This is a genomic window from Vibrio cincinnatiensis, from assembly GCF_022113815.1.
GTDB lineage: Bacteria > Pseudomonadota > Gammaproteobacteria > Enterobacterales > Vibrionaceae > Vibrio > Vibrio cincinnatiensis_A.
In genome coordinates, this window is record NZ_SGOM01000001.1 from 542038 (window position 1) to 560634 (window position 18597).

The 18597-nt window shown below is 43.2% G+C and carries 18 protein-coding genes; 6 read left to right on the forward strand and 12 right to left on the reverse strand.

Features of this window, described 5'->3' with window-relative positions; genetic code table 11:
- Positions 1-3: 3 nt before the first annotated feature.
- From EXA13_RS02555 to EXA13_RS02605, 11 genes are all read right to left on the reverse strand, one after another.
- Positions 4-1371, reverse strand: coding sequence for a MotA/TolQ/ExbB proton channel family protein (locus EXA13_RS02555; RefSeq protein WP_238131720.1), 1368 nt, complete (start codon positions 1369-1371; stop codon positions 4-6).
- Complete coding sequence (locus EXA13_RS02560; RefSeq protein ID WP_238131827.1) at positions 1368-2138, reverse strand: DUF3450 domain-containing protein; 771 nt, start codon at positions 2136-2138, stop codon at positions 1368-1370. The genes EXA13_RS02555 and EXA13_RS02560 overlap by 4 nt, the downstream gene beginning before the upstream one ends.
- 99 nt (positions 2139-2237) lie before the next feature.
- Positions 2238-3308 carry a protein-glutamate methylesterase/protein-glutamine glutaminase gene (locus EXA13_RS02565; RefSeq protein WP_238131721.1) on the reverse strand — a complete coding sequence of 357 codons (1071 nt, stop codon included), beginning with the start codon at positions 3306-3308 and terminating at the stop codon, positions 2238-2240.
- 63 nt (positions 3309-3371) lie between these two features.
- Positions 3372-4217 (reverse strand): CheR family methyltransferase, encoded by an 846-nt coding sequence (locus tag EXA13_RS02570; protein ID WP_238131722.1) that lies wholly within the window; start codon positions 4215-4217, stop codon positions 3372-3374.
- A 14-nt stretch (positions 4218-4231) separates the two neighbouring features.
- Positions 4232-4753, reverse strand: coding sequence for a chemotaxis protein CheW (locus EXA13_RS02575; protein WP_238131723.1), 522 nt, complete (start codon positions 4751-4753; stop codon positions 4232-4234).
- Positions 4754-4762: 9 nt separating this feature from the next.
- Positions 4763-6370 (reverse strand): methyl-accepting chemotaxis protein, encoded by a 1608-nt coding sequence (locus EXA13_RS02580; protein WP_238131724.1) that lies wholly within the window; start codon positions 6368-6370, stop codon positions 4763-4765.
- 83 nt (positions 6371-6453) lie between these two features.
- Positions 6454-8592 carry a chemotaxis protein CheA gene (locus EXA13_RS02585; RefSeq protein ID WP_238131725.1) on the reverse strand — a complete coding sequence of 713 codons (2139 nt, stop codon included), beginning with the start codon at positions 8590-8592 and terminating at the stop codon, positions 6454-6456.
- A gap of 10 nt (positions 8593-8602) precedes the next feature.
- On the reverse strand, positions 8603-8920 hold the full coding sequence (locus EXA13_RS02590) for an STAS domain-containing protein (RefSeq protein WP_238131726.1): 318 nt from the start codon (positions 8918-8920) through the stop codon (positions 8603-8605).
- A 10-nt stretch (positions 8921-8930) separates the two neighbouring features.
- Positions 8931-9299 (reverse strand): response regulator, encoded by a 369-nt coding sequence (locus EXA13_RS02595; protein WP_238131727.1) that lies wholly within the window; start codon positions 9297-9299, stop codon positions 8931-8933.
- A 32-nt stretch (positions 9300-9331) separates the two neighbouring features.
- Positions 9332-10510, reverse strand: coding sequence for a methyl-accepting chemotaxis protein (locus EXA13_RS02600; RefSeq protein WP_238131728.1), 1179 nt, complete (start codon positions 10508-10510; stop codon positions 9332-9334).
- Positions 10511-10685: 175 nt separating this feature from the next.
- Positions 10686-11468, reverse strand: a complete 783-nt coding sequence (locus EXA13_RS02605) for an MBL fold metallo-hydrolase (RefSeq protein WP_238131729.1) — start codon at positions 11466-11468, stop codon at positions 10686-10688.
- 239 nt (positions 11469-11707) lie between these two features.
- Between EXA13_RS02605 and EXA13_RS02610 the strand changes: the two genes are divergently transcribed.
- From EXA13_RS02610 to EXA13_RS02635, 6 genes are all read left to right on the forward strand, one after another.
- Positions 11708-13000 carry an extracellular solute-binding protein gene (locus EXA13_RS02610; protein ID WP_238131730.1) on the forward strand — a complete coding sequence of 431 codons (1293 nt, stop codon included), beginning with the start codon at positions 11708-11710 and terminating at the stop codon, positions 12998-13000.
- Between the two features lie 65 nt (positions 13001-13065).
- Complete coding sequence (locus tag EXA13_RS02615) at positions 13066-13947, forward strand: ABC transporter permease subunit (protein ID WP_238131731.1); 882 nt, start codon at positions 13066-13068, stop codon at positions 13945-13947.
- Positions 13948-13962: 15 nt separating this feature from the next.
- Positions 13963-14805 carry a sn-glycerol-3-phosphate ABC transporter permease UgpE gene (gene ugpE, locus EXA13_RS02620; protein ID WP_238131732.1) on the forward strand — a complete coding sequence of 281 codons (843 nt, stop codon included), beginning with the start codon at positions 13963-13965 and terminating at the stop codon, positions 14803-14805.
- Between the two features lie 52 nt (positions 14806-14857).
- A complete protein-coding gene (gene ugpC / locus EXA13_RS02625; protein WP_238131828.1) occupies positions 14858-15952 on the forward strand; it encodes a sn-glycerol-3-phosphate ABC transporter ATP-binding protein UgpC in 1095 nt (364 codons plus the stop codon).
- An 8-nt stretch (positions 15953-15960) separates the two neighbouring features.
- Positions 15961-16740, forward strand: coding sequence for a DeoR/GlpR family DNA-binding transcription regulator (locus EXA13_RS02630; protein WP_238131733.1), 780 nt, complete (start codon positions 15961-15963; stop codon positions 16738-16740).
- A 9-nt stretch (positions 16741-16749) separates the two neighbouring features.
- Positions 16750-17460 carry a glycerophosphoryl diester phosphodiesterase gene (locus EXA13_RS02635; RefSeq protein ID WP_238131734.1) on the forward strand — a complete coding sequence of 237 codons (711 nt, stop codon included), beginning with the start codon at positions 16750-16752 and terminating at the stop codon, positions 17458-17460.
- Between the two features lie 31 nt (positions 17461-17491).
- On the opposite strand, the gene EXA13_RS02640 is transcribed toward EXA13_RS02635, so the two are convergent.
- A complete protein-coding gene (locus tag EXA13_RS02640; protein ID WP_238131735.1) occupies positions 17492-18424 on the reverse strand; it encodes a glucosamine inositolphosphorylceramide transferase family protein in 933 nt (310 codons plus the stop codon).
- Between the last annotated feature and the right edge of the window lie 173 nt (positions 18425-18597).

Consider the following 18597-nt stretch of genomic DNA (forward strand, 5'->3'; position numbering starts at 1 on the left):
TCCTTACGCAGCATGACTGACGGTTTTATTCGCATCGGTATTTGTACTTTCACGTTCAGCTTGTTCAGCGACTAAACCAATGCCTTGTTTTTCTAAAATAGTCCGAATATTCTCAGCCTGAGAACTGAGTATATTATGCGCCAACAATAAAGGCATGGCGGCAACAAGACCTAAAACTGTCGTCACCAATGCCATGGATATTCCCCCAGCCATCACTTTAGGATCACCATTACCAAACTGAGTAATGACCTGAAAAGTTTCAATCATCCCTGTTACCGTTCCCAGTAACCCCAACATTGGTGCCAAGGCAGCAAGCAGTTTCAGCATGGAAAGCCCTTTTTCCAGCCCAGTTTGTTCATCCACCACCGCTTCCAATAAACGCAGTTCTAATGCTTCGACACTACGAGTTTGTTCTTTGTTATAGACCGAAAGCACACGACCTAGCGGATTGTTGCCAACCTGATGTGGATTTTTCAATTGCTGCTGTATTTTTTGTCGAGCGATCGCAAGCGTGATACCGCGATATACTGCAATAATCAGCCCCACACCAAGTAAGAGCAAAATAATTTTACCTATTACGCCACCGGCTTCGAGTCGTTGTTTCAAGGTTGGAGCAAGCGCGAGTTGTTCCAATAGCAAACCACGAGAGGGATCAAGCAGTACATTTTCCATACTACCTTGGTGTAACGCCCGTAGAGAAGAGTAGCGAGGGGCATTATTCGGTTGCTGTTGATACGCAACCGCATCTTGGCGCTGGGAATTCCAACTCACATATCCTTGCTCGGTCACAAGCCCTAATGCTCCTAAACGAATCGCCTCCACTTGCTGCTGGCGGCCTTCCCCATCAATAAACGCAACGGAGCTGTGGCTCACTTCACCGCTGGCTGTGACCTGTTCTTCCATCGCTTGCCACAACCCCTGCAATTGTTTCATTGACGGAAGCGATTTAGCGGCCACAATCGTTTCAACAATATGAGCATAATGTTGGCGATCGACGCCTGTGACCGAAGCCATTTGAGTGGCTTGCAGCTCTTTGGCATTTTGACGAACAACACCAAATATTTCGCCTAAACTCCCGGTTTCGAGACGTAATTTTTCTTCTAAACGAGCAAGACTGTTTTCGTTTTTACTAAAACGAGCAGACAATTTGTCCGCTTCCTCTTGTAAACGATTACGTTGAGCAAGGAGTGTATTTTTTTGCTCCCTGAGTGACTTCTCTGTCTGTAAAAAGCCGGCTTCGCGTTGGCTATCATGTGAACGTTGAACACGGTGCTCACTTTGAGCTTTCTCAACAAGTCCAGTTGCAGCAAACGAAGGAGAAATAAAAGTAACCGTCAGCCCTAAAATAGAAATACAACGGGTCAGTTTCATTGTTTTTCCTCCGCTGCTGTAAGTGATACGGGTAAATTAAGTAGCGTTGGCGCAATTTGCTGATAGGCCAATTGATAAGCCGTATCAATGTCACCTTTCATTTTTGAAGACAATGGTTGCCACTGCTTATTTTTTTGATTCCAAGACCAATAACGAGTGCCATTAAGATTACGAGCCACTAAAGAAACCCGGCCTAAATAGAGAATATCCGCTTCAATGCGCTCATTTTCTGTGAGCGTGATGCTATCTTGATAAACACCGAGTTTTGATCCGTAGTCCATTTCAATTTGGTAGGCTTCTAGAATGCGGCGATACTTTTCAGCATCACTGACATCCGCGCGTGGCATCAAAGATTTCAAACGAGATAAACGCTCTTGGCGGGCAGAAAGACGAATCGGTTTATCTTGATCGATAATGGTTTCTAATCCGTCAAGCATCCGATACATCAACGGCACAATACCCTGTCGAGTTTGATGGACATCGGTAATTTGTTCTTCAAGGCTGGCCATTTCAGACTCTTGGCTAACCACCAAAGATGACAGGTGATCTCGATAAATAGTGAGATTTTTCACTTCTTCATTCAAACGCTCAATTTCAGCTTGAAGAGCTAGGGTTTGCGCTGAACTTTTATCGATTTTTTTCTGACTCGTTGCTGAATGACTATTCGTGCGGTTTTGTATCGCTTTAGCGTCATCCAGTGTACTTGCGTTAGAAGGCAGCACAGAGACCGCAGAAAGCAGTATTAGGCTGGATTTTATCAAATTCATCATCATCATCTGTTACCACGAAAGAATGGTGATATGTTATTGATAAAAACTCTCATTATCAACTGTATTTTCGATGGATAATTATTTTTCAGCGATTTCTCATGCTGAGTTCTTCACTTTTAGCTCCAAAATATGTTTGATGATGCCTGATAATGGGCTAATTTGCTGTACTGCGCCCAGAGCAATGGCTTCTTTTGGCATACCAAAAACCACGCTCGTGGCTTCATCTTGAGCAACCGTCATAGCCCCTGCATCAAATAAGGTTTTTAACCCTCTCGCACCGTCATCTCCCATGCCCGTCATAATGATTCCCAATGCATTTTTCCCTGCTTGCTGAGCCGTTGAACGAAATAATACATCCACGGAAGGTTTGTGACGGTTGACGGATGGGCCATCAAACACTTCAACTTTATATTGTGCCCCACTTCGAATAAGCTTTGTATGCCTTCCTCCAGGAGCAATCAAAGCGCTGCCGGCTAGTACGCGATCCCCTGTTTTTGCTTCACTCACGGTAATTTGGCACAAGCTATTTAAGCGTTCAGCAAACATTGCGGTAAATTTTTCTGGCATATGTTGAACAATCACAATGCCTGGAGCATGCGCAGGCAAACGAGTTAAAATATATTCTAACGCTTGTGTTCCTCCGGTTGAGGTTCCTATTACTACAATTTTCTCACTGCTTAACCATGGATTCATTGAGGGGGTCGCTCGGCTACTTACTGGTAGTGATTGACCTGAGCGAGATGTGAATAAATTTTTCAGTTGTGCTTTGGCCGCAGAACGAACCGCTTGTAACACTTGGTTGGCACTCTCTTCAAGGAATCCTTTTAAACCCATTTTAGGTTTAGTAATGACCGTTACCGCCCCAGCTTGTAAGGCATCTAAGGTTATTTGCGCACCTTGTTCAGTGAGTGTTGAACAAATAATAACGGGAGTGGGTCGCTCTACCATCAATTTCTTGAGAAAGGTAATACCATCCATCCTTGGCATTTCCACATCTAAAATCATCACATCAGGCCATGTTTTCTGCATACGTTTCATCGCAAAAATAGGATCTGCCGCCGCGGGTAATAGTTCAATATCTGGCTGCCCTAATAACATTTGGCTAAGAACTTGCCTAACCACAGCGGAATCATCGACGATTAACACTTTAATTTTGTGAGATGTCATCACACAGCCCTAATTTATCTATTTTGCCCATCATGTTTTTGCCTCACCACGTATGGGTAAGCTCTACACTTTCTGGTAAATGGAAGGAGAAATCAGCTTCAAAGACGATCGAACCGATTGAAGAGTCTCTGCATGTCCAATAAATAAATATCCGCCTACATTAAGCTGACGTTGAATATTCTCAATGACCCTTTGCTTAGAATGTATATCGAAGTAGATCATGACATTACGAAGTAAAATAAGATCAAAATGACCGAAACGCGCTAAGTTATCTTGTAAGTTAACCGACTGAAAACTCACTTTTTCACGCAATGCTCGGCTAACTTTAAAAACATTGGCTCTTTCCCCTATCCCTTTAAGACAATATTTTTGTAAGTAGTGGTGAGGTATATTGGTACTCCGGCTGAGAGGATAGACACCATGTCGAGCCATTTCTAATACTCGGCTACTGATATCCGTCGCTAAAATTTGCCAAGGTTGCAAACCGTGCTCCATTAACAACATGGCTAATGAATAGGCCTCTTCTCCTGAGGAACTCGCAGCACTCCAACAACGAAGCGGTCGTTTAGCATATTTAGGAATAATCTCGTGTTGAATAAAGGAAAAGTGTGCTTCTTCCCGAAAAAAATAGGTTTCGTTGGTGGTCAATAAATCAATCACCATTTGTTGTTCGGCTTTTTTGGCAGAACTCTCAGCGGATGAGGAAAAAAAATCAAAATAAGCATCCCAATCAGACAATCTCAAATGCTGAATACGAGAGCCAAGCCGCCCCATCACTAATGACTTTTTTCCATCATTGAGATAAATGCCCGCTTTTTCATACAGCCAACGCTGGTAGCGTACAAATGTTTGATCAGATAAATTCTGCGGTAGATAACATTCTCGATAAACAGACTCAAGAAACGGCATAATATGCCCTCCTTTCAACCACCCACTAATTCGTTAGTCACTTTCTCAACCATGGCTAACTCTTCTACAGAAAGCACTCTATCTTCAGCAAGAATGATGACAAAGTTATCCTGCAATTGCCCCATAGCTCGGATAAAATCAATGCGTATTTGGCAGCTAAAAGAGGGAGCCGCTCTTAAATTTTCCCCAGGTATATCAATTACTTCAGAAACACTATCGACCAAAACGCCTAAATCTTGGCGCTGATTCTCAGTTTCAACTTCAATAATCACAATACAAGATCGTTTGGTAATTGGCTGAGCTTCAATATGAAAACGATGAGCAAGATTGATCACAGGAACCACTTCACCACGAAGGTTAATAACGCCTTGAATAAATTTAGGCATTCTGGGAATAGGCGTAATTTTCCCATATTCCAAAATCTCTTTTACATTCAGGATGGCAAACGCATACATTTCGCCATTCAGTAAAAACGTTAAATATTGCTGATCATTGTTTTGTGTCTCGCCATTGGGAGTTACGGCTAATGCTGTCATTTCTGCCTCCTAAAAACGTACATAATCAGCATCATCATCAACTTGTATAGATGCATCATGCAGCGGTTTTACAAGTGATTTATAGGCTTTTTTCTCAGTCCGAATTTCATGGGAATGTTCCGTAGTAAAGAATGTCATTAATTGTTGTAATTGCTGAGCTTGACTGCTCATTTCCTCGGAAGTTGAAGCTAGCTCTTCTGAAGCGGAAGCACTTTGCTGCGTCACACTATTTAGCTGCTCCATAGCCTGATTTATTTGTGATGCTCCGGTGGCTTGTTCCATTGAGGAAGCATTAATTTCTTGAACCAAATCGGCTGTTTTTTGAATCGAAGGGACAATTTCTTCTAATAACATTCCCGCTTGTTCTGCTAACGCCACACTATTTTTAGCGACCTCACCAATTTCTTGTGAAGCCACTTGACTACGTTCAGCGAGTTTACGCACTTCTGCGGCAACGACCGCAAACCCTTTGCCATGCTCCCCCGCGCGAGCTGCTTCAATCGCAGCATTTAAAGCTAATAAATTGGTTTGATACGCAATATCATCAATAATACTGATTTTTTCTGCGATGGATTTCATGGCAGCCACTGTTTTTGTTACAGCGTCACCACCCTCTTGCGCTTCTTGGGCTGCTTTGCTGGCAATGCCATTGGTTACTTTGGCATTTTCCGTATTTTGAGCTATTGACGCCGACATCTGTTCTATCGATGAGGTTGTTTCTTCCACACTAGCTGCCTGCTCACTCGCTCCTTGGCTTAAGTTTTGAGCTGTTGCAGACACTTGCTCTGAAGCGGAAGCCAGCGCGTTACTCGCACCATTCACTTCACCCACGATTTGTGAAATTTTCCGAACCATCTGTTGCATGGCTGCTAATAAGCGCCCCATTTCATCCTTACTGGTCACCTCAATACTGGCGGTTAAATCCCCTTTTGCTAGCTGTTGAGAAAGTCGAACGGCACTTTCCAATGGACCACATATGCCACGAATAATGACAACGCCAAAACTTAAAGCCAGAATGAGGCCAATCGCAATCGAAGAAATCGAAACCATACGCAACGTGGCGTAGAGGACGGTTTCTCTTTGATATTCATTGGCGGATTCTTGGATTTGTAGCTCAATCAGTTGATCAAGCACTTGCGCCACAGGTGTATAAAGAGGGCGAACTTTCTGTGCCGCGAGTAAGGTTGCCGTAGCAATATCATTCGCTCGTAATGCAACCAAGGTCGGCTCAATCGCTTGAGCAACAAAAGCTTGATTATCCTGTTCAAACTGAGTGACTAAACGAGTTTCTTCTGACGTTAACGCAGTACTGACATATTGCGTCCAAATATCATCGATCCGTTTTAAATTACTTTCCACCAAAGCGACTTGCGCGTTGATATTTTCTTTATCGTCATAAAGCTGGGCAAATGCTAAGGCAATACGATTGTTTAAGAACCTGGCTTTCACCTCTCCCAATTGACCGATTGGGATGGTTCGATCTTGATAGACCATTTTTAGTCCATCGACCATTTTCCCCATTCCATATAAGCCGGCGGCACCGACACCAATCAACAGAATACCTAATAGCCCAATTAATAAACTGAGCTTAATTTTTACTGAGAGATCCTTAAACATTGCCAGATTCCTTATTTAAATGAACATCATGTTCTTAATCTGATAAATCAGGTTTTCCTATACTTCTCAAACAACAGTTTTTGCTAGTGCACCGTAAATTGCTGAGCTTCTTTCTGCATGATTTGCTGGGTTAAACTTGGAATATCAAGAATAAGTGCAATATCCCCATTTCCTAAAATCGTTGAGCCACTGATACCTTCAATATTGGTAAAAATAGGTCCAAGAGGTTTAATAACGGTTTGCAGCTCACCCAATAATCGGTCAACAACTAATCCGGCCATATGCCCTCCGGTTTGTACAACAACAACGTTTTGTCGCCGTGGAGGCCGCTGATTTAGATTAAACTGTTTGCGTAGGTCGATGAGCGGTAAAACATTTCCTCTTAAATTGAGGTGATGGATCACTTTTCCCTTTGTTTTTTCCAACGGATGATTCAGTTCAACACACTCTTTGACGGAATCTAACGGCACAACAAACTCTTCTTGCCCGACTTCCACCAAAAAGCCATCAATAATGGCTAAGGTTAGCGGAAGAATTAGCCGAATAGTGGTTCCAATTGATGCTTCACTTTCTATTTCAATTCGACCTCGTAATTCATGAATATTTCGACGAACCACATCCATTCCCACACCTCGACCGGATAGGTTCGATACCTCTTTGGCCATCGAGAAACCCGGCTCAAAAATCAGTTGGTAAATCTCTTCTCGGCTGAGGACACTCTGTTCATCAATTAAGCCTCTTTCCACCGCTTTAAGACGGAGTTTTTCTGTATCTAACCCTTTTCCATCATCACTGATCTCTAACACGATATTTCCTGAATCATGATAAGCATTGAGTGTGATTTTCCCTTCACAAGCCTTTCCACACTCTTTTCGATGTTCAGGAGACTCTATCCCATGATCCATCGCATTACGGATAAGGTGCATTAGGGGGTCACCAATTTTCTCAACGACTGATTTATCCAGTTCCGTTTCCGCGCCATGAATAACCAGTTGAATCTCTTTGCCTAACTCTTTCGATACATCTCTCACCACACGTTGGAAACGAATAAAGGTGGATCCAACGGGCACCATTCTTAATTTAAGTGCCGCATCTCTTACTTCTTCTAAAAGTCCATTTAAGCAAGAGACGGATTCTTGCATTACGCTATCAGCATAGTGGCTAGCTTGTAGAGCACATCCAGCACCTGCGGTAACCAATTCCCCAATAAGATTAATTAACGTGTCCAGTTTTTCGGCATCAACCCGTAAACTTTTTGAATCACGAAGGTTCGCCTCTGTGCATGCTTTCGGTGGGCGGCTTTGTTCTTTTTCCGTCGGTAAGGCACTGATCGACAGTTCTGACTCGGGAGTTATTACCGAAGTAGCGTGAAGTGACTCTCGCTCAGATAAACCGCAATAATGAAGATGAGGTGGGTTGTTCGGACTTCGTTGCTGCAGAGTTGCCATATATTCAGGGGTGTACTGTTCTGCGGTAAAAATCCAAATATCACCTTCATCACGAATAAATTCAAAAACATCCTCTATTTCATTGATCGCTGCGTGGGTAACCAAAGATAACTGCCAACATAAGTAGTGGTTTTCTGGATCAAATGCTTGCCATTCTTCAGGTAGCCCACCATCATCTAGAATGATGTTCTCGATGTCTCCCAACTTAACCAAATAGGTAAAAAAGGAGAGCGGATCCATGCCATCTTGTAAGGCTGTTATAGGAAATCGGATAAAAAGGAAGTAAGTGGATAATGATGTTGCACTGGGAGAATGAGCTTTTGTCGGTTCAATCTTCTCCTCTTCAATAGTCTTCGCACCCGAAAATGGCGTCAGATACTGATCCAGTTCTGCCATTAAATGTGCACTGATTTGTGCATTATCTTGATGATCAACTTGCTGATACTGTGCTTCATCCAATAGCCGTAACATATGATCTCGGCAACGAAACAATAAGCTAATCACCTCATCAGAAAGTGACGATGGCATTGATCTTAATTGATCCAATAAGTTTTCGACTTTATGCGTAAAATGAACAATCGAATCTAAATTAAAAATACCTGCCGAACCTTTTACCGTATGCGCGGCTCTGAAAATCGCATTGAGTCTTTCTGCCAGTTCATCATGATTCCCCGCTTCCAGTTCCAGTAGATCCAGTTCCATCGCCTCGAGTAACTCGCGGCTTTCGGTATAATAAGTCTCTAAAGCGGCTAATAGCATCGGATCCATCTTCATACCCTTATCCTTATTTTAGGTTTGATTGCACCACCAACCGACTCACCATACTATTAACCCCCAATTTCTCTATTACTTGATGCAGCAATGGATTCTCTCCGAGCAACACACAACGTTGATGCTGTTGTCTTTTCACCTTATGAATCATTAACAATAGTTGAATGGTACTGGTATCTAGGTCGGTAACCTGTTCAATATCGAGTAACAGATCACCGTTTTTTTCAACCCAAGGTGTAAGAAATTCATACAATGCATGCACTTGATAAATGGTTAACTCACCAGATAAGGCGATCTGAACTTGCTCACTATTTTCTTGGAGTAACTGCATGTAAAGCCTCCTAGGCAGGCATCAATTTATTCACAGCTGCCAACATTTGGTCTGGGACAAATGGTTTCACAACCCATGCTTTGGCTCCGGCTAAGCGTCCCTGATCTTTTTTGGCTGCTTCAGATTCAGTGGTCAACATGATAACGGGGGTAAATTTGGTGGTGGGTTGTTTTTTCAACTCTTTCAACAAAGTAATACCATCCATATTGGGCATATTGACATCACTGATCACCAAATGAATTTTGACCCCTTGTATTTTTCGCAAAGCATCTGCACCATCCATCGCTTCAATGGTTTGATACCCCGCTCCTTTAAGAGCCAAGCTTACAACTTGACGAATAGCCGCAGAGTCATCCACGACTAAAATGGTTTTGCTCATACTCAAGCCTCCTTGTTGATCGCTTCAATCATTTAAAAAAACGTAATATCTGACTGTACTGGCTGTTTAACCTTCGACGACTTCGATTCTCCACGATGAACTTGATGTTGCTCTATCATGGTGTAATTACCTTTCATCTTTTCTAGCCATTTTTCGGGCGATAACTGCCCAACCACCGGATGATGACGATCCTGTTGAACGAGAGCGATTGACTCACTAAGCTCTTGTAAATTTAAGCTAATTTGATCGAGAATTTGGCTAACTCTATCTTGAAACTGTAAGCGAATGATCACGTGAGTCACCGTTTCTTTAACCTGGTGGGCCTCTTCGGTTAACCCTTGCGCTTGAGCCTCTAAGGTATGCAGCATATGCTGAAAATGACTCATCACTTCCTCCACACATTGCTCGGTATGGTTCATCTGCTCGGTTTCATCTTTATTAACTTGGTGTACCATTTCGCAGGCTTTTTCTATTGCTAAATTGACGGAGTTAACCTGATCAGTCATATGATTAGCGGTTTCTCTAGATTGATGAGATAAGCTGCGCACTTCATCCGCAACGACGGCAAACCCTCTCCCAGCCTCTCCTGCTCGTGCCGATTCAATCGCTGCATTCAGTGCCAGTAAGTTCGTTTTCTCGGCAATACCGACCACATCACAAGCCATCTTTTTCAGTGCGCTGGTGTACTGAACCAAGTTTCTCATCTCACTGAGTACTTGTTGGCGTAGTGTTTGCCCTGAACGTAGCGCTTCTACTGCATCAGTGAGCATGGTTCGACATTGATTGATCTCTTGTGGAATCGATTGATCTTGTGTTCGCTCCCCCCCTTCCGTTAATGACAAGGTATGAGAAAGCCGTTCAACCAACTGGGTAAATTGCTCACTCAGTTCAGCCACCGACTCCGTTAAATGATGATTTGCAGAATCAATATGTCTCGACCAAATGGGTAAAGACTCAATAAAAAGAGGCTCAAGAGAATGAAAAGATTCCAGCTCTGATTCTTGTTGTGAGGAAAGATGTTCAATTTGCTTTTTTTGCCATTTGACCGTTTGGATATACGCCTCGTAATGCCAAGCGGCATAGCTGAGGCTAAGTATTGAAGCCACAAGGAGAAATACACTGATTGACAGTGAGATATCCGAGTAAACGATGCCTATGCCGGACAAGACGAGCACAGGCATAAACAGAGGGATAAGCCTAATCACTAACATTGATCATTTTCCTATGCCTAACTGACGTGGTTCTAATGATTATATTTGGCTACATTCCTGCTCTTTATAGTCGTTATATGAGAATTTATGAATATAAGCCTGTGTTTAAAAAGTAGCAGCTGGATATCAAGTAGGCAAATGACTCAGTGAAATAACATCCAATCTATTAATGATTTTACAAAAAGAACGAAAACCGAATAAAACGCTGGACTAGCCCTCGAACAAGTTTTTTCATTTTTATGCTTACAACACGCCAGTGCGTCACGGGGCTTCGGGGGGCGGTCTTGAGTATGTGTTGGTAAATCTCATAATCTAAATTGACTTCTCCGCCATGCGCTAGCAAAAGTTGTTGAGGGTTAAGTTGGTAAACTCGCTCAACAGAACGCCGATAAAGCTTTGGGTAAAAAACGGGGAAAGGAGCAATGAGGTGATTTTTTACCTCAACCATCAAGTCGGCCACATAAAGAATGCCTTGTTCTGCATGATATAAGGACAAATCTCGATCGGTATGACCGGGTGTATTTAAAACTTGCCATTCCTCAAATAGTGGGATCCTCTGTTGATCAGCCAGTTGAAGATCAGCATACAACTTTCTTGGATACCATAATCGTGCTTTTGATTTACCAAGCCGCTTCGCCATCCAATGAGCTAGTGCCAAATCACTCCAAAACATCAACACACCTTGCCATCCTTGATACCAATGAGTGGTTTGAGCGCCTGTCACAATTTTACACTGGGTTCTTTTACGTAACAGGTGAGCAGCTCCCGCATGATCAGGATGCATATGTGTTACTACCACCACTTTTAAATCCCCGATTGACCGTTGCAATGTCTGTTCAATGAAGGTGATCACGGTCGTGACGTCTGCTCGACATCCACCATCTAACAACATCAATTTATCTGCATATTCAACTAAATATAACGTCTGAATATGGCCAATTATGGGATGAATTTTCACGCGCCCTCTCGCTGGTCTGTTCTTATCAATAGCAAGAAGAATAACATTAGCCAGAACGGATATATAACAAAAAATTAACATGCAGTAGCAATAGTCAACCATCCATGCTGTCTTTATTCCACCATAAATCTTTCATCGCAATGAAACTGAATAGCCACGGATATGACATATTTTGTTGTCACCATAGCATCAAACGAAACAAGAACAGCCTCGTTCGAAACTCAATAAGGGAAACAAAAATGAACAAGCTATGGTTAGCGAGCCTACTGTCGGTCGCTTTTTCAGGAAGCAGCGTTGCCGCCACCAATATTACTTGGTGGCACGCAATGGGTGGGCAGTTAGGAGAAACCGTCAATAAGATGGCTGCTGATTTTAATGCCTCACAAAATGACTATCAGATAACCCCCATTTACAAAGGGGAATACACCGAAACGCTGACAGCAGGGATTGCCGCTTTTCGTGCCGGACGATCCCCGAATATTTTGCAAGTGTTTGATGCCGGTGCAGCAACCATCATGAATGCTCCGGGTGTCGCAAAACCGGTACAAGATATTATGATTGATTCAGGTTATGCCTTTCATTCCCAAGATTATCTGGCCGGTGTACGTAACTTCTATGCGGACAATAACGGTAAAATGGTTGGCATGCCATTTAACAGTTCAACCCCGGTATTGTATTACAACAAAGAGATTCTCAAGAAAGTGGGGGGTGAAGTGCCAAAAACCTACGAACAATTAGAAGCGCTGGCCATCAAGCTCAAATCACAAGGATATGCGGCATTTTCACAGTCACTCACTCCGTGGATCATGGTCGAAAACTTCAAATCTCGTCATAACCTCCCTCTCTCCGATCAGAACAATGGCTATCAGGCACTTTCTTCGACCATTATGGTGAATACTCCAGACATGTTAATGCATGTTGGGAAGCTGAAAGAATGGTCAGACAAAGGTTATTTTAAATATTACGGCAGCAATTGGGATGCAAACCAAACACCCTTTGAACGTCAAGAAGTCGCTATGTGGATGGGGTCATCCGGCTCTTTTGGGGGGTTACGTAACCGAGTCGATTTCGATTTTGGTACCACTTACTTACCCTACTGGCAATCATTAAATCAAAGCGGTACACACACCTTTATTGGTGGCGCGGCCCTGTTTGCTTTAAATGGCCATTCAAAAGCGGAAGATAAAGCCGTCGCCGCTTTCTTTGCCTACTTAACTCGTCCAGAAGTTCAAATGTATTGGCACCAAACCACGGGCTATGTTCCTGTCACCAATGCTGCTTATGAGATGACAAAAGCGTCAGGCTATTACCGTGATCACCCCGATGCTGAGGTGGGGGTAAAACAACTCAGTTTACCTTCCGGGGAATGGACCAAAGGGTATCGCTTAGGCTATTACCCACAGATTCGAGAAGTGATGCACCGTGAATTCGACAATATTTTCGCGGGCCGCTCTTCTGTCAAAGATAGCCTCGATAAAGTAAAAGACGAAAGTGAAACACTGCTGAGCCGCTTTGCGCGCACTATGCAGTAATGTTTATTCACCCCCGTGGGACTCTCTGCGGGGGTGTTTTTGATAGCTTATTAATGGAAAAACTTGTGGAACGTCGACAACAATTTCTACACTCGCCTTTGCCTTATCTCTTGCTGGCACCTCAGATCGTTATCATTGCAATTTTCTTTGTTTATCCAGCGGTCAAAGCGATTTATCTCTCCTTTATGTTAGAAGATCCTTGGGGGATGTCCTCGACTTTTGTTTGGTTTGAAAACTATCAGATGCTTTTTCAATCCAACGAATATTTATCATCACTCGGTTTTACCGTGCTGTTCTCCATCTTGGTTTCTTTTCTTTCTCTCGCTATCGCTCTATTACTGGCCGTCAAAGCCGATAATATTATTCATGGTCAAGGTTCATATAAGGTGACATTGACTTGGGTTTATGCTGTAGCCCCTGCTGTCGCAGGGATCATCGGCGGATTTTTGTTTAATCCGCACATCGGTATTTTGACCGAGCTTTTTGCTCAGCTTGGTTGGCAATTCAGTGTACAAACCGATCCTGTTGATGCCACCGTTGCGCTGATCTTAGTCTCCGTTTGGAAGCAAGTCGCGGTTAATTTCGTCTATTTTCTGGCGGGGCTGCAATCTATCTCTTACGCAGTCAAAGAAGCCGCCACGCTAGACTGCATCAATGATACAAAACGTTTTTGGACCATCACCTTCCCTCTCTTAGCACCGACGGGGTTTTTCCTACTGGTGATTAACCTCACCTACGCCTTTTTTGAAACCTTCGGTGTTATCGACACCATGACCAATGGTGGCCCAGGCGGGAGTACCACGTCCCTAGTGTATAAGGTTTATCGGGATGGTTTTGTCGGTGCTGATTTAGGCGGCAGCTCTGCACAGTCTGTGGTGTTGTTAACGCTGGTTCTTATCCTAACCTTCATTCAATTTCGATTTGTTGAAAAACGTGTCCACTACTAAACACAAGGTTTGATCATGAAAAGCAACAAACTCTCTGACCATTTAATATTGATCATTGGTGCTCTATTTATGCTGATCCCGATCTGGTTGATTTTCGCCAGCTCAACTCACCACCCGAACACGATCATGAGTGAAGGGCTGCAATGGGGGTTAGGTCATCACACCGCAGCCATTTACGAAGAGGCATGGAATAAAAGTTTAGGTTTCGCTGGAAATGTTACCGCGAGTACGATGATTGCAAACTCCATGATCATGGGGCTGGGTTTTGCTATTGGTAAAATTATTATTTCCATGATGGCAGCCTTTGCCCTAGTCTACTTTCGCCTTCCTTATGCCAGTGCGTGGTTTTGGCTGATCTTTGTGACCTTACTTTTGCCTTTAGAAGTCAGGATCATCCCCTCTTATGAAGTCGTATCCAGCCTAGGAATGCTCAACAGCTACACTGGATTAATTTTACCTTTGATCGCATCAGCAACCGCGACTTTCTTTTTTCGGCAATTTTTTAAAACCATTCCCGATGAATTAATGGAAGCCGCACAACTCGATAATGCAGGTCCGATTCGTTTTTTTATCGACATACTGCTTCCTTTATCCAAAACCATGATGGCCGCCATTTTCATCATTATGTTTGTCGTGGGATGGAATCAATATTTATGGCCAATCATGATGACCACCGATGAACACTACAACACCATTGTAATGGGTATAAAGCAAATTCTTAATAATATCAATGAAACCAATTTACCGCGTTATGACTACGCTTTTGCCATGGTCATATTAGCCATGTTTCCACCTGTTTTGGTGGTCGTTATCTTCCAACGTTGGTTTGTCAAAGGACTAATCGAAAGTGAAAAATAATACTGCAATCCATTTAGTACCACATACTCCCGCACAGGAGCCAAAAAACATGATGCTTGAAATCAAACAACTCGTAAAAACTTACGAAAATGGCCACCGAGCCCTGAAAGGTGTGGATCTTTCTATCCAACAAGGTGAGTTCATTGTACTTGTTGGCCCATCAGGCTGTGGAAAATCGTCTATTTTACGTTCGATTGCAGGACTAGAACCCATATCCGATGGGGAGATTTATCTCTCTGGCCGACGAGTGGATACTGAAAAGCCCGCCAAACGAGACATTGCCATGGTATTTCAAAACTATGCACTTTATCCGCACATGAGTGTGTATGATAACCTCGCTTATGGATTAAAAAATCGAGGGGTTGATAAAAAAACCATCGAAGAAAAAATTCAGCAGGTCGCAAGAACACTCAAGATCGACGAGTATTTAACACGTAAACCCAGTAAACTCTCCGGAGGACAGCGGCAACGAGTAGCGATGGGACGGGCAATTGTTCGAGATCCTCAACTCTTTTTATTTGACGAACCGCTATCTAATTTGGATGCCGCACTGCGCGCTCATATGCGGCTAGAAATCAAGAAACTGCAACGTAAATTAGGGGTTACCAGTGTTTATGTCACCCATGATCAAGTGGAGGCCATGACATTGGCCGATCGCATTGTCGTACTCAAACAAGGCGAAATTGAACAAATCGGTACACCGACCGAGGTTTATCACCAACCAGCCAGTACCTTTGTTGCCAGTTTTATCGGCAGTCCTGCTATGAACTTTCTTCCTGCTCAGCTCAAAAATGGTCACTTACACATTGCTGGCCAACACTTTTATCTTCCTCAATACCAAGGGCTTAGTGCACAAACATTAACCTTGGGGATTCGCCCTGAACATGCAGAACTGACTCATGTTCAAGATAAGCTAGCCCTTGCTTTAAATATTCATGTCATAGAGCCATTAGGGCCAAATCAATTAGTGCACGGGCAAATTATCGGGTTAGATACCCAGTCTGACTTTATTGCCGTCACCCCTGAAATGCCGTTAAACCTGCATGATCCCCTCACCTTATCAATCGCCCCTGATCACTTGCACCTCTTTGATGAGCAAGGTCAGCGTTTGAGTCCAATTTCTCTTACAAAACGTGCCATTGCATAAGGATTAATGTGAGCTTATCTACCCGACAAAAGCAGATTCTAGAATACTTGCAGCAAGCACACGGCGTTCTATCTAGCACATTATTATCAAAACATTTTGATGTTTCTGTGCAAACCATTCGCAAAGATATGAATGATCTCAGTGATAAAGGAATGGTGCGCCGAGTGCATGGAGGGATATCCCTCCCAAGTGCCAATGATAATGTATCTTTTACCAATCGTGAGCTTATTCATTTATCAGCCAAACAAAGCATTGCTCAAAAAGTGGTGAGCGAACTGCCTGAAGGATGTAGCCTTTTTTTAGGAATAGGAACCACGCCAAAACATGTAGCTCACGCCTTATTGGATCATCCTGGGTTAACGGTAGTCACCAATAACCTCAATGCGGCCTTAATATTAAGCCGAAACCCCAATATTTCTATTCATTTGGCTGGTGGAGCCGTCCGCCCTTCAGATGAGGATACAGTTGGAGAGTCAGCCACTAATTTTTATCGTCAGTTTAATCTTAAAATTGGTATTTTTGGGGTGGGAGGGCTCAATAGTAAAGGTCAATTACTGGATTTCACTTCTGAAGAAGCGTGTTTAACCCGAGCGATTATTGAGCAAAGCCAACAATGCTGGTTAGTGGCAGACAAAAGTAAATTTGGACGTTATGCGCCTGTAGTTAGTGGTAAACTCTCTGAAATACAACGTCTATTTATAGACTATGCGACGCCCGAGCTTACACAATTAGCACTTCATCACTCAATCGAAGTCGTCGTCGCTTCATCAACCATTGAAAAAGCTTAAGGACGCATTATGTCTCCCATCATTATCGGCCACCGAGGTGTGGCCGGAAGCTATCCCGAAAATACTCGAGTCAGTGTACAAGCCGCCATTGATTTAGGGTTGTCTTGGGTAGAAATTGATGTTCAACCGACCAAAGATAACATTTTGGTTGTCTGCCATGATCATACCATTAACCGCTGTAGTAATGGGAAAGGACGGGTTGATGCCTACACGTTAGCCGAGCTACGCCAGTTTGATTTTGGTGGTTGGTTCCAACCTCAATTTAGTGGTGAATCCATTATGACACTGCAAGAGCTGCTGGAGCTGTCGGCCGTTCACCAACTAGGGCTCAATATTGAAGTCAAAGTAGATAAGCATGACGTGACTCAAGTCGCTAGCCAGCTTAAAGCACAACTGGATCGCAGCCCCTTATCTCAAGAAAAACTGCTGCTCTCTAGTTTTAGCCATGACATTATCCGCGAACTGCATCAACACTGCCCAGGATACAGGCTCGGCGTACTGAGCGAGCGTCTTTCTCACAAAGACAAGGAGATACTGCATGAAATCAATGCTTTTAGTGCCAATCTCAACTATCGCTGGATAACCCAAAAACATATTGATTATTTGCGAGAGCATGGTTATCAAATTTGGTGCTATACCGTCAATGAGCCAAGTGCATTTGCTCATTTCAAACAGGTGGATGCGATTTTTTCAGATTGGCCAAATCGATTCATCGATTGAGAATAACGCTACCACGACGCCTTCATAGAGATCAGTGGTAGCGACGTTCAATATTCAATCGTTCCAAACACTTAAACACGATTTTCTTAAAAAGATTACTCAAAAAATAGGTATGCTTTTTCGCATCAATCACGATGTGTTCACCAGAGCAAGCAAAGGTGTGTAGGCCGTCAATATAAGGGCTCACACCGGTTAGCTCCCGAACGGCCGACTCCTGATATTGCGTGGGCGTCAACTGCTCAATTTTGATCACTAACAAACTCTTTCCATATCCTCCAACCCCATTTTGTCCAAACCGATAAAGTTGATGATGGTCCCGCAAAATGGCGCCACCATTACGGCCACCTAAGCGGTGACAACAAATGGGAGACTGAGGATGCTCGGAAAAAACGCCCGTCAATGATTCTGAGACGAACAAACGTTGAGTATATGGATCTTGCGCCGATGAGGTGAATAAATACCAATAACCATCCTCTTGAATAATAGAAGTATCAACAAAATCCTTACCTTCAATCAAATGCTGCTGCCAGATAAACCTCTGCTTCTGCTCATCAAACTGGTAGAGAGAGACCGCGTTTAGATCACTCGTTTCTGGGATTAAGTAGATTTCCCCATCATGTTCAAAAACTAATGGATAAGATTTATGGCCTTTGACTCGATTCACCTCATCAAAAAAAGGATATTCTTGTCCATTAAGGTCATAGCACCTCAGTTTTCCTTTGGCAGAGAAGTAATTAAAAATTTCACAAGCAAGATAAGGCTTCCCCTTGAGGGAGAAGAGAAAAGGATCCGCAATAAAATCGTATCGATGGCAAGGAAACCATGCCACCCGCTCTGAACGGATACCAAATTGAAGGACCTCAGCTAAGGTTTGATCCACCATTCCAACGCGCCACTGTTCTAGCTCAAATAACTTTCTGTATAGTGTTTTTATCGCATCTAACACGGTAACGCTCTCATTCATCACAGCCCATCAATGTGTGATCAGCCTCCACAAAATTTCTGCAATTATGCAACCGGACAAATAGTTATGCAACGAATCGTGTTCGAATAAGTAGAAGAAATCTGCCGTTAAAGCCATATATTAAATAAATCCTGACCATTAGCGGATGCCATCGCCCCTCCTAATTCGGCATG

Excerpts from the sequence above, each read along its gene's own strand:
- EXA13_RS02555 (WP_238131720.1), bottom strand. The coding sequence starts at position 1,371 with ATGAAACTGACCCGTTGTATTTCTATTTTAGGGCTGACGGTTACTTTT.
- EXA13_RS02560 (WP_238131827.1), bottom strand. The coding sequence starts at position 2,138 with ATGAATTTGATAAAATCCAGCCTAATACTGCTTTCTGCGGTCTCTGTG.
- EXA13_RS02565 (WP_238131721.1), bottom strand. The coding sequence starts at position 3,308 with ATGACATCTCACAAAATTAAAGTGTTAATCGTCGATGATTCCGCTGTG.
- EXA13_RS02570 (WP_238131722.1), bottom strand. The coding sequence starts at position 4,217 with ATGCCGTTTCTTGAGTCTGTTTATCGAGAATGTTATCTACCGCAGAAT.
- EXA13_RS02575 (WP_238131723.1), bottom strand. The coding sequence starts at position 4,753 with ATGACAGCATTAGCCGTAACTCCCAATGGCGAGACACAAAACAATGAT.
- EXA13_RS02580 (WP_238131724.1), bottom strand. The coding sequence starts at position 6,370 with ATGTTTAAGGATCTCTCAGTAAAAATTAAGCTCAGTTTATTAATTGGG.
- EXA13_RS02585 (WP_238131725.1), bottom strand. The coding sequence starts at position 8,592 with ATGAAGATGGATCCGATGCTATTAGCCGCTTTAGAGACTTATTATACC.
- EXA13_RS02590 (WP_238131726.1), bottom strand. The coding sequence starts at position 8,920 with ATGCAGTTACTCCAAGAAAATAGTGAGCAAGTTCAGATCGCCTTATCT.
- EXA13_RS02595 (WP_238131727.1), bottom strand. The coding sequence starts at position 9,299 with ATGAGCAAAACCATTTTAGTCGTGGATGACTCTGCGGCTATTCGTCAA.
- EXA13_RS02600 (WP_238131728.1), bottom strand. The coding sequence starts at position 10,510 with ATGTTAGTGATTAGGCTTATCCCTCTGTTTATGCCTGTGCTCGTCTTG.
- EXA13_RS02610 (WP_238131730.1), top strand. The coding sequence starts at position 11,708 with ATGAACAAGCTATGGTTAGCGAGCCTACTGTCGGTCGCTTTTTCAGGA.
- ugpE (WP_238131732.1), top strand. The coding sequence starts at position 13,963 with ATGAAAAGCAACAAACTCTCTGACCATTTAATATTGATCATTGGTGCT.
- ugpC (WP_238131828.1), top strand. The coding sequence starts at position 14,858 with ATGCTTGAAATCAAACAACTCGTAAAAACTTACGAAAATGGCCACCGA.
- EXA13_RS02635 (WP_238131734.1), top strand. The coding sequence starts at position 16,750 with ATGTCTCCCATCATTATCGGCCACCGAGGTGTGGCCGGAAGCTATCCC.
- EXA13_RS02640 (WP_238131735.1), bottom strand. The coding sequence starts at position 18,424 with ATGAATGAGAGCGTTACCGTGTTAGATGCGATAAAAACACTATACAGA.